This is a genomic window from Spiroplasma ixodetis (assembly GCF_059729505.1).
Genome location: NZ_AP038353.1, coordinates 877,144 through 893,484, shown reverse-complemented (window position 1 = coordinate 893,484; position 16,341 = coordinate 877,144). Strand labels below are relative to the sequence as shown.

The window sequence follows — 16,341 nt, the reverse complement described above, 5'->3', positions numbered from 1 at the left end:
AATAAAATAATGTAGTACTAATAATGGAAATTATCCCCCCATGTACTAGTGTGGAGGAAAAAATGAATTGAAATGAATTCAATAGCATATTTCAACATGAAAACGATTGTTTGAAATATATAGCGAAGTTGAAAGTAATGAAATGTATCAGGTGTTTTTCTTCTAGTTTGAATGTTTCTGATTTAAAAAGAATAAGATGTTTGAAATGTCATCAAACATTTAGTATTCTTCATGACACCATTTTTCACAAGTCACAAACACCTTTGACATCTTGGTTTTATCTCATCTTTAGATGAATAAACACAAAGCATGGTATACCATCAACAGATGTTGCAAGGGAATTGTGTGTGACATATAAAACAGTTTGAAAAATGGTGTCATGAAATCAGAACTAGAATTTGGAATCAAGATGCAGGGTTCATTGATGATGGCACAGCACAGATGGATGAAATGTATCTTTCACATGTAGGTTTTATTCAACAAGGATCTTCCTTGCTGAATAAAACCTTGATTGTTGGAGTTTATGAGAAAACCAGCAACAAACTAATTGTGAAAGTATTGAAAAAAGCAGATGAGAAAAACGTTTTATGATTTGCATTGAAACACATTTCTACTGGGTGTTGTCTATTTATGGATTCTTGGAAGGGATATGGAAGTTTCAAAAACTTCTATCACAAACATGAAATCGTAAATCATGAAGTTGGGTATGTGTCATCAACAGGTGTAAACACAAACCAGATTGAATCTGCATGAAAACACATCCGACGAACTTTCCGAACACACATAAAAGCTTCAAAACACAATATTCATTTATATTCAAATGAAGCTGCATATAAATTCAATAAGATACCTAGTTTTGAAACTATAATTTTGTGTTTGATTTAGATACATGCGGGGATAATTTCCTAGATAGGCTTTTATCACATAAATAGAGATAAAAGCCTAAAATATTTTATAATAAAAATACTATTTATATATAAAATAGGGGTTACATAAATCCACTATTATAAATAGTACTACTTAAAGGGGAGGAAAAATGAGCAAATTATTAACATCAATACCAAAAAAAGATGGTTTTTTTTGCCCCAATTGAATCAATAGAACATAAAGACACATGAATGATTTGATCGCTTATGAAAGATGATTGACAAAAAGAATGTCAACCAGCACGAACTGTTTTTGCAAAAATAGCCAACTCAATCAATAAACATGAACCAGTAAAAATTATTATTAATAAAAGTAATTGAAATGAAGCTCGCAAACTATTAGATCCAACTATCAAATTAATCGATATCAAATATCAAGATAGTTGAGCGCGTGATATGGGACCAATTTATTTAATAAATAAAAAAGGACAACGAAGAGCTGTTCACTTTTACTTCACTGCATGAGGCATGAAAAATGAACCAATTGTTAATCCACCAGGTTGAAATTGAAATTATGAAATTGATAATCAAGTTGGAATTGAAATGACTAAAAATAGTAACATTGATTATTATCAAGCACCAATTGTATTAGAAGGCGGAAGCATTCATCAAGATGGTGAAGAAACAATTTATACTACAGAAGAATGTTTATTAAATCCTAATCGAAATCCTGATTTAACAAAAGAAGAGATTGAAGAACATTTAAAACAATATTTAAATGCACAAAAAACAATATGAATTCCTCGTTGTGTTTATAATGATGAAACAAGTGGTCATGTTGATAATCTACTACATATCATTAGGTAATGTTTAGTAATCTGTGTAACTTACAAAAATAACTATGTTTAATTAATTCTAGTAAATAAAATTAAATAACTAGAAAGAGTGAGTTACGTATGTCTAAAAAACAAAATATTAATAATAATGATCCAATATCAAAAGCAGTAGATTTATTATTAGAAAATACTGAAGATTTAACAACCGTATTTAAAGAGGGAGGTTTATATAAAGAATTAACAAAAAGATTAGTTGAAAAAATGTTGAATTCTGAAATGCAAAATTATTTAGGATATGAAAAAAATCAACATAATAATAGTGATAATGCTCGCAATGGTATAAATTCAAAAAAATTAATAAACCAACAAGGTAAAATTGAGATTAATGTACCACGAGATCGTAATAGTAATTTTGAGCCAGTAATAGTTGCAAAAAGACAAAGAAGATTTGATGGTTTTGATCAACAAGTTCTTTCATTATATGCCAAAGGCATGACTTTATCAGATATTAGAATGCAGTTACAAGAGTTATATCATGGTGCTGATATTAGTGAAAGTGTTATTATTCAAATTACTGATGATGTTATTGATGATGTTAAAGCATGACAAAATCGGCCATTAGAAAGTGTTTATCCGATTGTTTATTTTGATTGTATAGTAGTTAAAGTACGACAAGATAAACGCATTATTAACAAATCAGTTTATATAGCATTAGGAGTTGATTTATAAGGTAAAAAAAGATTTTTTAGGTTTATGAATTAGTGAAAATGAAGGTTCTAAGTTTTGATTATCTAATTTCACAGAAATGAAAAATCGAGGCTTAAATGATATTCTTATTGCTTGTAGTGACAATTTAACAGGAATGTCAGAAGCAATACAATCAGTTTATCCTAAAACCGAACATCAATTATGCATAGTTCATCAAATTAGAAATAGTTTAAAATATGTTTCATACAAACATAGAAAATCACTAGTTACAGATTTAAAACCAATTTATAGTGCATGTAGTGAAGAACAAGCAATGCAAGATTTAGAAACTTTTGAAAGTAAATGAAATAAACAATATCCTCAAATTGCTAAATCGTGATATAAAAATTGAGATAATTTAATGGTTTTTATTATTTATCCTGCAGAAATCAAAAGAGTGATTTATACAACCAATGCTATTGAATCTGTTAATAGTCAATTACGAAAAGTTATTAGAAATAAAAAAGTTTTTTCAATTGCTCATTTTATGATAAAATTTGAAGATAGAATTAATCTAAACTAGTAAATTTGTTAAACAAAGATACACAGATTATTAAAAAGCCTCTATCATTACACCTGGTCATGTTGTTTTAACATGAACTGATGATAAAAATGATCCTCAATATGAGCGAAGTTTAGAAACTTTAACGTTTCTTAAAAATAGTACAGATGCTAAAGGACGAAAAATAAAAGTAACTAAATTACATCAACCAGCACCATTATTTATAACTAAGTCAGAGGCAGAAAATCGTGAAAAAAGTCCTCGTTTTGCTAATCGTACCGAAGTATTTCGCATGCCAGCTAGTTATGTTAATTTCTATATTACAAATAAAGCAATCATTATTCCTGCTTTTAATGACCCAATATGGGATAAAAACGCAATTAATGTTTTACAAAATTGTTTTCCTAATCATAAAATTAATTCATTTTATAAACGTGAAGTACTATTAGGTGGTGGCAATATTCACTGTATAACACAACAAGAATTATAAAAATAACAAATAAGCAAATTAAAACAATAAATCTCTTCTAATTTAGAAGGAATTTTTATTCTAAAATTAATGTAAGAACAATTAAAAAATAAAAACCTATTTGTTCAAGATTAACTTAATTCATTTTTAAATTCATAAATATGAATATCAGTTTTATCAACAACAAAACCAATAACATACGAAATACCACAAAGAAAATCTATAATTCTTCTTCGATCATTTTCAACAGTTGTTGTTAAATTAACTTTAATTGGTTTTTGTAAAATCATAGCATTAGCAATTGATTCAATTTCTTGATAATTTTTAGGAGCAAATTCTTGTATTTGTTCTTGAAAACTGGTTTTATAATTACTATTTTCATCATTGTCTTTATATTTTTTACTTCTTCATCCCATAATTAATTAAACTCCCTTTCGTCTTCGTAAAAATGATGGTAAATCATCATCTGCTTCCATTGCTGCTTCTTGGACTAAATTTTGTTGTGCTTCTTCTTTTTTCTTTGTTTGTTCTTTAATTTCTTCGCTTAAATATTGAGTCTTATTAGTAATAAATTCATGATTATCAACTTTTGAACTATAAACAAAATTATTAGCATTAGCACCTTCTTCATCAAAACCAGTAGCAATAACTGTTACAATCATTTCATCATTTAAATTTTCATTAACAGCGACACCAAAAATGATATTAACATCATTACCCGCAGCATCACGAACTAAATCAACAGCAATATTAGCATCAGTTAATGTCATTGTTGTTCCACCAGTAACATTAACAATAGCATTTTTAGCACCCTTAATTGTCACATCATCAAGTAAAGGAGAAGAAATAGTTTTTGTTGCGGCTTGTTTAGCTTTATGTTCACCCTTTGACATTCCAATACCAAATAAGGCATTACCTTTATTTTCAATAATAGTACGAACATCAGCAAAATCTAAATTTATTAAAGCAGGAACAGCAATTAAGTCAGTAATAGTCTGTACACCTTGACGTAAAATATTATCTGCTTCTTTAAACGAATCTTTAAGAGGAATATTACCAATTACTTGTAATAATTTATCATTAGAAATAATAATAATTGCATCAACTTGTTTCTTTAAATTTTCAATTCCAACTACGGCATGAGCATTACGATTACGTCCTTCAAATTTAAATGGTTTAGTAACAATAGCAATTGTTAAAGCACCACATTCTTTAGCAATTCTTGCAACAATTGATGCAGCACCAGTACCAGTACCACCACCCATACCAGCAGCAATAAAAACCATATCTGCACCATCTAAAGCACTTTTAATCTCTGCTTCACTTTCAATTGCGGCTTGTTTACCAATTTCGGGATTAGCTCCCGCTCCAAGTCCCTTTGATAATTCTTTGCCCAAAATAATTTTATTTTCAGCTGGAGATGCATTAACTACTTGTGCATCAGTATTAGCAACATAAAAATCAACACCTTGTACCTCTGCTTCAATCATTCTATTAACAGCATTATTACCAGCACCACCAACACCAATTACCCGAATTGATGCTATTGGTTTAAATTGTGAATTATTATGTTCCATTTTATTTTCCTCCTGATTAATCAAATTGTCTTCTTCTATTTACTACCATCATTATACTGATAATTTGGTTGAAATGGGTAATTATAATGCTTATTATCATGATTATTAGAATGCGTATAATGATTTAATTTTGATACAATTTCTGGTTTATGTATTGATGAAATATAATTATTACTAAAAACATTTACTAAATGTTGGTAGTGAGTATTACCGATTAAAGTAGTTCACTGATAACTATATGCACCAGGAGTTTGGCTAAGCATATATTTTACTTCTTTTAGTTTGCTATTATTTTTAAAATAGTTGGCAAAACCACATAAACCAATAGTAATTCCCGTAAAAATAATTTCCATATCTGAACTATTATTATCACTAACTTCATCAAGAAAATATTCAATACAAGCAATAATTTCATTAATTTGTTTTTTAACTGTTGCTTGTAGATCTGTTTTTGTTAAACGAACAATAGATTTTGTTTGCTCATCAACATACTTATCAACAACAACATCGCATAAATAATTACTACTTATATTAATAATTTTTTGTAAATATCTTTCAGTTTTATCATAACCACAATGCATTTGCTTCATTAATGATTGAATTATTTGATTTCAACCAATTTTAATATTGGTTGTTGCAAATAATACTGAATTACTAAAAACACTAATCTTAGTACTATTAATATTTCAATCAACTAAAACTGTATTACGATTAAAATCAGTATTTTTAATATTACATACTAATGCAAATTGATCTAAAGTAACCGTTAACAATTCTGTTTCGGCATTAGTTAATACTTCGAGGTGAGAATTATATAAACTTTTAGGTAATGAATAAACTAAAGCATCAACATGCATAACTTGTCCTTTTTTAGCAATTGGTAATTGTTCATTACCAATTGCATGATCAACTTTAAAATTGTATGGTTTAGTTAAACAAATAATTTCACTATTATCAATAGTAATGTTTTTAACCATTTCAATCACTTTACTACAATCTTCATCAGTAATAATGTGGTTAGCATCTTTAAAATCAAGTGATGCTTGTGATTGATAAATTTTTAAATTATTTGAAGGTAAAGTTAAGGCAATACGTTGTACTTTTATATTTAAAGTATTATTAATTTTATTAATAATTTGCCTTAATAACTTACCTGTAGCAATTGAATTAATAATTACACCATTTTCAGAAAACTGTTCAGTATCAACAGTTTCTTTATATAAAACCTGAATTTGATTATTAACATAATTATTAACCATAACTTTTAAACTAAAGTCTTCAATTTGACATACAACATATAATTCTTGAAAATTCATATTGTTCACCTCCAAACATTTTTATGAATCAATATAAGTAATAACTCTTAACTTTGCACTTCGTGCTCTTGGATTTTTATTTATTTCATCAGGCTTTGGTGTAATTGGTTTTTTAATTATTAATTGATATTTTGTTTTTCAATTATTGTGAACTGGTAATTTAGCATATAATTGCGCTTGTGGATCAATTAAAACTTCATTAAAAGTTTGTTTAACAATACGATCTTCTAAAGAATGAAAACTAATAACAACAATTCTACCATTAGAATTTAATAATTTCAAAGATTGTTTTAAAGAAGATTTTAATGTTTCTAACTCGTTATTAACAGCAATTCTTAATGCTTGAAAAGTCTTTTTGGCAGGATGATGATGCTTATTTAATACTCTTACTGGTAATGATTTTTTAATAATCATAACCAATTGTAAAGTGGTATCAATTGTTTGAAAAGTTCTTGTTTTAATAATATTTTTAGCAATACTACTAGCAAATACTTCTTCACCATAATTTTTAATAATTGTTTTTAATTGCTCATAATTATAATTATTAACAATATCTCACGCATTTAATTTTTGACTTTGATCCATACGCATATCTAACTTAGCATCTTTCATATAACTAAATCCTCTAATATCATCATCAACTTGTGGTGATGATATACCTAAATCATATAATATACCATCAACTTTAGTAATATTTCTTTTTAAAAACTCAGATTGAATATTAGCAAAATTACTTTTAATTATTTCATATTTATCTTTAAAATCTTTTAAAATAATTTTACTATTATCAATGGCCATTTGATCTTGATCAAAAGCATATAGTTTGCCAGAGGTAAGTTTTGATAGTATAACTTTACTATGACCTCCTCGTCCTAATGTACAATCGACATAAATACCATCAGGTTTAATATTTAAGAAATCAATTGCTTCTGTTAACATTACAGAAATGTGTCTTGCATTGATATTATTCATAATTTTTATATCTCATCTAGAGCTGCTGCCGCTGACTCAAATTTATCCTTTGTATCTTGATTAAAACTATTTCAATTAGTTTCTGATCAAATCTCAATTTTATTGGATAGTCCAATCATAATTACTTTTTGTTTAATATCAGTTAGTGTCAATAATGAATGTGGAATATTAATGCGACCTTTACTATCAATAGTTAATTCTTCTGAATTAGCAAATACTTGTCTTGCCAAAATTCTGGCTTCTTTCTGACCTTCAGATTGTGATAAGATTTTATCTTGTCATTTAATAAATTCAATTTCGTTACGAATAACTAAACAGCCTTCAAAACCTTTAGAAACAATAACAATCTCATTGTTATGAAAATAACTTCTAAACTTAGAAGGAATTATCATTCGTTTCTTTTCATCTAATGTTGAGAATGATTGTCCTAGTAGCATAATATCACCCACACTTTCCCACTATTACCCATATTATATAACCTTTGGCATATAATTGCAATTGATTACTTTAAATGTATGACTAGCCAGTAAAATAAAAGAGCATACAATAATAAAAATAAAAACTCATTTACTTTAAAAAAATAAAGAAATGAGTTAAAAGTTTTTAAATTTACCGTTTGTCAATATTATATTATTCTAAGTTTTATTATAGTTAATTACTTAGAAATTAAATACTTTTGATCAAATTAAATAGTGTTATTAATAAAAAAGTTTTTAAATTTAGGTAATTTATTATAATCAGAAATTGCTGAACCAACAGCAAAATGAGTGTGATCTAGTACATTGGATACATCTCACTTTGAAAGATCTTGATCAAATAATACTGAGCCAGCAAACATACCAGTCATAATTCTTACATTGGATACATCTCAAGTTGATAAATTTTGATTAAATGCTAAAGTATTGGCAAATGTACCAACCATATCTTCTACACTAGATACATCTCAAGCTGATAAATCTTGATTTAAATAAAAAACAACCAGTAAACATGAGGCTTTTTAATAATCTGTGTATCTTTGTTTTACAAATTTACTAGTTTAGATTAATTCTATCTTCAAATTTTATCATAAAATGAGCAATTGCTGTATTTCAATTTTGAATGGGCATTGTTCATTTTTTTGTTATATTTTCAATTGCTAAGTAAAATATTTTAAAAACTGCCATATCATTTGGAAAAACTTTTTTATTTATAATAACTTTTCGTAATTGACTATTAACAGATTCAATAGCATTTGTTGTATAAATAACTCTTTTGATTTCTGCAGGATAACTAATAAAAACCATTAAATTATCTCAATTTTTATATCACGATTTAGCAATTTGAGGATATTGTTTATTTCATTTACTTTCAAAAGTTTCTAAATCTTGCATTGCTTGTTCTTCACTACATGCACTATAAATTGGTTTTAAATCTGTAACTAGTGATTTTCTATGTTTGTATGAAACATATTTTAAACTATTTCTAATTTGATGAACTATGCATAATTGATGTTCGGTTTTAGGATAAACTGATTGTATTGCTTCTGACATTCCTGTTAAATTGTCACTACAAGCAATAAGAATATCATTTAAGCCTCGATTTTTCATTTTTGTGAAATTAGATAATCAAAACTTAGAACCTTCATTTTCACTAATTCATAAACCTAAAAAATCTTTTTTACCTTCTAAATCAACTCCTAATGCTATATAAACTGATTTGTTAATAATGCGTTTATCTTGTCGTACTTTAACTACTATACAATCAAAATAAACAATCGGATAAACACTTTCTAATAGCCGATTTTGTCATGCTTTAACATCATCAATAACATCATCAGTAATTTGACTAATAACACTTTCACTAATATCAGCACCATGATATAACTCTTGTAACTGCATTCTAATATCTGATAAAGTCATGCCTTTGGCATATAATGAAAGAACTTGTTGATCAAAACCATCAAATCTTCTTTGTCTTTTTGCAACTATTACTGGCTCAAAATTACTATTACGATCTCGTGGTACATTAATCTCAATTTTACCTTGTTGGGTTATTAATTTTTTTGAATTTATACCATTGCGAGCATTATCACTATTATTATGTTGATTTTTTTCATATCCTAAATAATTTTTCATTTCAGAATTGAACATTTTTTCAACTAATCTTTTTGTTAATTCTTTATATAAACCTCCCTCTTTAAATACGGTTGTTAAATCCTCAGTATTTTCTAATAATAAATCTACTGCTTTTGATATTGGATCATTATTATTAATATTTTGTTTTTTAGACATACGTAACTCACTCTTTCTAGTTATTTAATTTTATTTACTATAATTAATTAAATATAGTTATTTTTGTAAGTTACACAGATTACTAAACATTACCGTAAACATACCACTCATACTTCTTACATTAGATACATCTCAAGTTGAAATATTACCATTAAATGATGAAGTACCAGCAAACATACCACCCACACTTCTTACATTAGATACATTTCACTTTGAAAGATCTTGATTAAATTTTAAACTACCATTAAACATAACAAGCATATCTGTGACATTAGATACATCTCAATTTGAAATATTACCATTAAATGAAGTAGCACCAGCAAATACACTCAACATACTTGTTAATCTAGATACATCTCAAGTTGAAATATTACCATTAAATGATGAAGCACCCAAAAACATAAAATTTAAAGAAGTTATTTCTGGTGGTAATTTGTCAGGTACTTCTTTAATTGTTTCTGGCATTCTAACAACTTGAATTTCATTTTGTTGGTTTTTATAAAAACCAATTTGAGTAATTTTGGTAGTTTTTATATTTGATAAATCTCTTTTATTAGTTGTTTGTTCTTTTCCATCTTTATCAATGTAAATTGTATCTTGTTGTGTTTTTTTATCTAAAAGTTAAATTTTTTGTGGAGTTTTATTTAAAACAGTATTTAAAGTTCCAATAGATGTTCCAAATGCTAAAACACTTAATGCAGTAATCAATGTTTTCATATTGAAAACCTCTCTTTTTATCTTATTAAATAACTTTTTATTAAATCTATAAGTTATTTATATCTTAGAATGTTTTTTAAGATAATGCAATAACAAATATTTATACTCCCACAAAACACTACTTTTAGCATAAAATTAACAAATCAAGCAATAAAAATCACTAGCAACAATAAAGATGCTAGTGATTTTTTATTATTAAATTTTAAAAATCTATTTAAATAAATTTAACAAAAAAACTATTACTAATTAGCAACAAAAACTGAATTAACAGAGTTTAATGAAGATGAATCATTATCAATATTTGTTTCATTACATCTTGTCTTAAACTCTTCATCATTAATTAATAAAGTACCATTTTCTTCATTATCCAATATGCTCTGATTTTCATTATTAGTTTCAAAATCAATAGGATTTCAAAATTTATTTATTAATCAATTAGTAGTTCCAGAAACTCCATCAAGTGTAGCAAAAATTGGAGCAATAATTTTTGAATCAAGACCAGGTGTTAAAAATAATGGTCCTCCTCCAATAACTGCAGCAAAAGGACATAATAAATTAAAACCATCTTCAATTGACTTTAATATTTTATTAGTTGTTGAATCTTTATTAGTAAAATAAATATGTGTAAGTGTTGTTGTTCCAACCAAAACAACAGAAATAGCAGATATTTCAAAACTAATAAATGGTAGTAAATTAGGAATTGTTAAATCTCAATTACTTGCTTTAGTAAATATTGTTTTAATAAAAGGCTTTTATCCCTTTATGTACTATTTTTAAATTTTATCACATAAATCGAGATAAAAGCCTATCTAGGAAATTAACATTTAATGTTGTAACTATATATGAGGTATTTGTTAATATTTTTCAAACTTCTATTAATGTTGCTACTTTTTTACTATCTGGTAAAAAAGTAAATGTTGTCCCAAAAACACCCCTATTTAAAGCAGTTGCTAAATTTAATCATTGTGAAACTTGACGAGCATTATGTAATAATTTAGTAGTTGCAACAGCACTACCAGCAGCAATAGCATTTAAAGCAATAGTAATAATTTTTTTATATTGTTCTTGATTATTTATCATTTAATTACTCTTCTTTCTAAGTTAAAATTTCTCTAATTAAACAGCAAAAAACCTGTTTAGGTAATAATACTAAACAGGCTTAATGATTTAAGCACATATTTCTTGTCTGTTCATATACATTATAAAATCAAAACATTTAAAAAACAATATTCAAAATAAAGAAAATAGAAAAATATTAAGTAATGTAAACAACAATCTTTACATTACTTTTTTTCTTCAATGGTATTTAAAATATTGATTAAATTTCCTGCGGTTGTTGCAAGTGTTAAAACACTTAATCTTGTTAATAATAATTTCATAATTAATCCCCTTTATTTCCCCCAATAACTTTTTCTTAAATCTATAAGTTATCTATATTTTAAATTGTTTAAAGAAAAATGCAATAACCGTCTTGTATATTAAGATACTTTTTAAATTAAAATATCTAATTATTGAAGAAAATTATTAAAAATTATTGACTAATATGAAATAATTTTATTTTAAAGATTTTACTTGTAAGAAAATTAGCATTTTTAAATGTAATATCATAACTTTTATTATTTAAATTATTTTTAATTTTATAACTTAAAACTGCACTAACACTACCATCATCATGTTTAAATGTATTCATTGCAATATCACTTAAAGTAAAATAACTATTATTGTTAATATCAAAATATTTACTATACATATCTTTATATAAATTTTCTTGGTCCTTTAACATATTATCAAGAATACCATTATGATGTGTTTTATCAACTATTATATTTAGTAAGTAATTTAAACTACTAGTAGAAGTATTTAATCAATTAGAAAAGTTTGCAAAAACACTATCTTGTTTAAAATTAGTTTCACCACCAAATTGAACACCTAATAATTGTAATATTTCTTTAGTTTTAATAATATTATCTGTTGTTGGATGATTAATAATATATTTAAGATTATTTAAAGCATTAATAAAATCTTTACTACCGAAAGTTAAATCTAAATATTTTACTAAATCTTTTAAATCAATTAATGGATTTGTTGTTAAATATTTATTAGTAAACTCAAATATTTTATTAATTGCGTCACTAATTGGAACATTTTTAATTGCTGATTCTAAACTATTAACAACTTGTTGAGGAATATCACTAATAGTTGAAATAAAAGAAAATTTCTTTTGAATCTCAGGTAATGTTCAATATGAATCAGTTCATGCAAAGGTAGCTTTCGCAATAATATCTTCACCAAAAGGTCCGGTCATTAAATTGGTAACTAATTTAAGCATATTATCTTTTGAAGATATTAATTCTTGAAAAATAGTTAATTCTTTTTTTAGTTGAACTGTATTATTTTTAAGTAGTGTTTTATCATTTCAAGTAATACTATCAATACCAAAAGTTGGATTAGTTAATTTTAATAATTCGCTTTTAACCATTGGTATTATTGTTTTTATTAAATAAGGTCATGCCACTGGATTTGTTAAAATCTTATTAATAGTTTCACTAAATGTAGCATTAAAATTATCATAATTAAAAACAATAGGTCCAGCAACTCATAAAGCATATTTAATATTATCGCTAATTATTTCACCAATATATTTTTCTGATATTGACTTAAACATATAATTAAAATTAACACCAGCTATATATTCATAAAATTGATTTCAATTTCAATTTTTTGCTTCATCTTTAACATAGTATCACTTTTCATGACTTGGAATATTTCAAACTTGAGCAAATGTCGCTTTCTTTGACATATAATCTTGCATTTTTTCAAAAGTAGTATTACCACTAAAATTATCTTCTTGATCTCAATCTGCTAATAATTCATCAATAGTATTGGTTATAATTGGAATATAATTAGTATAAGATAAGTAATCATTAATATTTGGTATTAAATTTTTAATATTTTTTTAACATTCCATCAATCATATTAACAGTATCATCATTAGATAAAATAGAATTATTTAAATAATTTTTAACCATTGGCAATATGTCACGATAACTACTATAGCTATTAATATTATTGGTGATAGTATCAACTTTAGATTGATTAATACCATTAGGTTGAAATAAAGACTGAATAGTATTAATACTATTACCATCTAAGTTGCTAGTTCAATCATTAATAAAATCATTTCCATTATTCTTACCTGTAAGATTATCAATTTGAATAGAAGGGGCTTGATTATACAAATTATTTAATAAATTATTAGTATTAAAACCTTTATTTTTACCAATTAATAACGATTTACCAACAATAGAGGTTTCATTAGCATACTTAGTTGCTGTTTTAGTATCAACATTATTTTTAGCAAAATTATTAATACTAATATTTTTTGTATCAATTGTGAATGCTAAAAGCGACATACTAGAACTTAATAAAAAGATGGTAGTAAAAAATAAATTTAATTTTCGTCTCATATTTTACACTCCATTTATAATGATTTTCTTATTATTATAAACTATTACAAAATAATGTACAGTAAATTTTATTTTTAAAAAAAATATCTACTAATAAGTTAAATTAGTAGACACTTAATACATTTTAATTATGAATTTAATTAGATATTCCGTTTTTGTTAAGTTAGGACTAATAACTAGTAAAGGAATATTTATAAATTTATGAGAAAGTATGTTTATTATGTTTTTTTTGGTGTAGAAGCATTAGTTTGTGTTTTATTAAAAACATGTGTTGGTTTAACTGAATGATTATTCTCTTGAGTAAAATGAGACTATTTTTTTGTGTTGATGTAATTTATTATTACATTTATTAAACAAATGTTTAATCAAACGTAAGGGATTTACTATACAGTGATGATGATGACATAAAATATCAACAATATTAGTTAATAAATAATTAACATTTTTATTAGCTTCCAAATTATGTTGGATAGGTTTTTCTAAAATGCTATAAAAGGTAGGAATAATATTATTATAATTAGCGATATCTCTTTCCTGTAAATATGTTAACATTTCCAAAACTTTTTTATTATTTACTAAATCATTATTACTTTTAAACTTTCTATTCTTGATAATGCTATGATAAGAATTTGGAACACATAAACGATATTTTATTTTCCTTGATGATTTTATTTTCTTTTTTCTTAATTTCAGAAAAAATATTATTATAAAACCAATTAAAAAAATAATAATCATGATAATAATTAAAATAACTATTAACTTCATATATTGCTCCCTAATTTTATTTTTAATTAATAAGTAATAATTTAACATTTTATTTTATAAAATAAGGCTTTTATCCCTTTATGTACTATTTTTAAATTTTATCACATAAATGGAGATAAAAGCCTATCTAGGAAATTATCCCCACATGTATCTAAATCAAACACAAAATTATAGTTTCAAAACTAGGTATCTTATTGAATTTATATGCAGCTTCTTTTGTATATAAATGAATATTGTGTTTTGAAACTTTTATGTGTGTTAGGAAAGTTCGTCGGATGTGCTTTCATGCAGATTCAATCTGATTTGTGTTTACACCTGTTGATGACACATACCCAACTTCATGATTTACGATTTCATGTTTGTGATAGAAGTTTTTTGAAACTTCCATATTCCTTCCAAGAATCCGTAAACAGACAACAACCAGTAGAAATGTGTTTCAATTCAAATCATAAAAGGTTTTTCTCATCTGCTTTTTTCAATACTTTCACAATTAGTTTGTTGCTGGTTTTCTCATAAACTCCAACAATCAAGGTTTTATTCAACAAGGATCTTCCTTGTTTTTTAAAACCTACATGTGAAAGATACATTTCATCCATCTGTGCTGTGTCATCATCAATGAACCCTGCATCTTTATTCCAAATTCTAGTTCTGATTTCATGACCCATTCTTCAAACTTTTTTATATGTCACACCCAATTCCATTGCAACATCTGTTGATAGTATACCATCCTTTGTGTTTATTCATCTAAAGATGAGATAAAACCAAGATGTCAAAGGTGTTTGTGACTTGTGAAAAATGGTGCCTGTGAGAATGCTAAATGTTTGATTATATTTCAAACATCTCATTCTTTTTAAATCAGAAGTATTCAAATTAAAACTAAAACACCTGATACATTTCATTACTTTCAACTTCGCTATATATTTCAAACAATCGTTTTCATTTTGAAATATGCTATTGAATTAATTTCAATTCATTTTTTCCTCCACACTAGTACATGTGGGGATAATTTCCTAAAATAAAATACTTTTTATTAAAAATAATAACGTTTAGCAGAACCTATCTTTCTTTCAACTAAACTAAATAAGATAAAGATAAAAATAAATCTTAAAATTTCAATACCAATTAAAATAAATAATATAATTACTGAATGATTATTAAAATTAAGAATATTATTATCATATTCATCAGGTCTTGGTAGGTTAGGAATAAAATAAAGTACTACTAAAGTTAAAGCAAAAGATAAAGTAGCAATAATCGCATTTAAGGGTACTATTACTAGACCAGCACTTATTTTTTTGATAGTATCTACTTTTAAATTTTTACTTTTATTGCACAATTTAAAAAGATAGTAGTAAATAAAATAAAAAGAAACAATAAATAAAATATTAGAAATATTATCAAAGAAAATTTGAATTGGTGGATGATCACTATCTGCTAATAAATGTAATCAAGGTTCGATAAAACCAATTGCTAATGTATAATATAAACCAATAATTGGTAAAGCAAAAGCAATAATTAATGAATCAAAAATTCTTAATGGTAAAATTACTCCCATAAACTGAATAGGTATTTCAATTAATGAAGAAGCAACAGCTAATCCCAATAAAATTCCTGTCAAAGTAATATTAAAAATTTGTTGTTTTGAATTAATCTTTATTTTTTTCTTTGTTTTTATATCTACTTTTTCTTTTTCTTGGTCAACACTTTTAGCTCTCATTATAACTTCTCCTTTTTAAAATAGGTATTTAATTAAATAAATACTTATTTATAAAAATTATAAATTAATTTTAATTAAAAAACAAGACATTTATTAAATTTTTATAAAAACTATTAATAC

Annotated in this window: 18 protein-coding genes and 2 pseudogenes; 5 read left to right on the top strand and 15 right to left on the bottom strand. The window is 25.3% G+C overall.

From position 1 onward, the window contains the following. The first annotated feature begins 23 nt into the window (after window positions 1–23). The 5 genes and pseudogenes from AC6I4F_RS05845 to AC6I4F_RS05825 form a co-directional block, all read left to right on the top strand. Window positions 24–395, top strand: a complete 372-nt coding sequence (locus AC6I4F_RS05845) for a transposase (protein WP_497873139.1) — start codon at window positions 24–26, stop codon at window positions 393–395. Next, window positions 346–885, top strand: a complete 540-nt coding sequence (locus tag AC6I4F_RS05840) for a transposase (protein ID WP_497873138.1) — start codon at window positions 346–348, stop codon at window positions 883–885. Before AC6I4F_RS05845 ends, AC6I4F_RS05840 begins: the two co-directional genes overlap by 50 nt. 233 nt (window positions 886–1,118) lie before the next feature. Next, a complete protein-coding gene (locus AC6I4F_RS05835; protein WP_497873137.1) occupies window positions 1,119–1,733 on the top strand; it encodes an agmatine deiminase family protein in 615 nt (204 codons plus the stop codon). 89 nt (window positions 1,734–1,822) lie between these two features. Then, window positions 1,823–2,972 (top strand): annotated as a pseudogene (locus tag AC6I4F_RS05830) (IS256 family transposase). A gap of 43 nt (window positions 2,973–3,015) precedes the next feature. Continuing rightward, a pseudogene (locus tag AC6I4F_RS05825) lies at window positions 3,016–3,441 on the top strand (agmatine deiminase family protein); the annotation flags it as partial. Between the two features lie 110 nt (window positions 3,442–3,551). Here AC6I4F_RS05825 and sepF read toward each other — a convergent pair. From sepF to AC6I4F_RS05750, 15 genes are all read right to left on the bottom strand, one after another. Beyond that, entirely contained in the window at window positions 3,552–3,836 is a 285-nt protein-coding gene (gene sepF / locus AC6I4F_RS05820; RefSeq protein ID WP_286642494.1) for a cell division protein SepF, read from the bottom strand. Window positions 3,837–3,842: 6 nt separating this feature from the next. After that, entirely contained in the window at window positions 3,843–4,997 is a 1,155-nt protein-coding gene (gene ftsZ, locus AC6I4F_RS05815) for a cell division protein FtsZ (RefSeq protein WP_497873136.1), read from the bottom strand. A gap of 35 nt (window positions 4,998–5,032) precedes the next feature. Next, a complete protein-coding gene (locus tag AC6I4F_RS05810; RefSeq protein ID WP_497873135.1) occupies window positions 5,033–6,313 on the bottom strand; it encodes a hypothetical protein in 1,281 nt (426 codons plus the stop codon). A gap of 21 nt (window positions 6,314–6,334) precedes the next feature. Continuing rightward, complete coding sequence (gene rsmH, locus AC6I4F_RS05805) at window positions 6,335–7,285, bottom strand: 16S rRNA (cytosine(1402)-N(4))-methyltransferase RsmH (RefSeq protein WP_497873134.1); 951 nt, start codon at window positions 7,283–7,285, stop codon at window positions 6,335–6,337. 5 nt (window positions 7,286–7,290) lie between these two features. After that, window positions 7,291–7,722: a division/cell wall cluster transcriptional repressor MraZ gene (gene mraZ / locus AC6I4F_RS05800; protein ID WP_497873133.1), complete on the bottom strand. Its 432-nt coding sequence runs from the start codon at window positions 7,720–7,722 to the stop codon at window positions 7,291–7,293. 248 nt (window positions 7,723–7,970) lie between these two features. Beyond that, the gene (locus AC6I4F_RS05795) at window positions 7,971–8,240 is read right to left on the bottom strand and encodes a BspA family leucine-rich repeat surface protein (protein ID WP_497874676.1); all 270 of its coding nucleotides are present in this window, start codon (window positions 8,238–8,240) and stop codon (window positions 7,971–7,973) included. A 76-nt stretch (window positions 8,241–8,316) separates the two neighbouring features. After that, a complete protein-coding gene (locus tag AC6I4F_RS05790; RefSeq protein ID WP_497873132.1) occupies window positions 8,317–9,555 on the bottom strand; it encodes an IS256 family transposase in 1,239 nt (412 codons plus the stop codon). 57 nt (window positions 9,556–9,612) lie between these two features. After that, complete coding sequence (locus AC6I4F_RS05785) at window positions 9,613–10,020, bottom strand: BspA family leucine-rich repeat surface protein (protein WP_497873131.1); 408 nt, start codon at window positions 10,018–10,020, stop codon at window positions 9,613–9,615. Window positions 10,021–10,514: 494 nt separating this feature from the next. Continuing rightward, entirely contained in the window at window positions 10,515–10,919 is a 405-nt protein-coding gene (locus AC6I4F_RS05780) for a hypothetical protein (protein WP_497873130.1), read from the bottom strand. Between the two features lie 133 nt (window positions 10,920–11,052). After that, window positions 11,053–11,352, bottom strand: a complete 300-nt coding sequence (locus tag AC6I4F_RS05775) for a hypothetical protein (protein WP_497873129.1) — start codon at window positions 11,350–11,352, stop codon at window positions 11,053–11,055. A 451-nt stretch (window positions 11,353–11,803) separates the two neighbouring features. Continuing rightward, window positions 11,804–13,072 carry a hypothetical protein gene (locus AC6I4F_RS05770; protein ID WP_497873128.1) on the bottom strand — a complete coding sequence of 423 codons (1,269 nt, stop codon included), beginning with the start codon at window positions 13,070–13,072 and terminating at the stop codon, window positions 11,804–11,806. A 145-nt stretch (window positions 13,073–13,217) separates the two neighbouring features. Continuing rightward, on the bottom strand, window positions 13,218–13,739 hold the full coding sequence (locus AC6I4F_RS05765; RefSeq protein WP_497873127.1) for a hypothetical protein: 522 nt from the start codon (window positions 13,737–13,739) through the stop codon (window positions 13,218–13,220). 288 nt (window positions 13,740–14,027) lie between these two features. Next, complete coding sequence (locus tag AC6I4F_RS05760) at window positions 14,028–14,552, bottom strand: hypothetical protein (RefSeq protein ID WP_497873126.1); 525 nt, start codon at window positions 14,550–14,552, stop codon at window positions 14,028–14,030. Window positions 14,553–14,704: 152 nt separating this feature from the next. After that, window positions 14,705–15,430 (bottom strand): hypothetical protein, encoded by a 726-nt coding sequence (locus tag AC6I4F_RS05755; RefSeq protein ID WP_497873125.1) that lies wholly within the window; start codon window positions 15,428–15,430, stop codon window positions 14,705–14,707. Between the two features lie 104 nt (window positions 15,431–15,534). Continuing rightward, window positions 15,535–16,221 carry a hypothetical protein gene (locus AC6I4F_RS05750; protein WP_497873124.1) on the bottom strand — a complete coding sequence of 229 codons (687 nt, stop codon included), beginning with the start codon at window positions 16,219–16,221 and terminating at the stop codon, window positions 15,535–15,537. Window positions 16,222–16,341 lie beyond the last annotated feature (120 nt).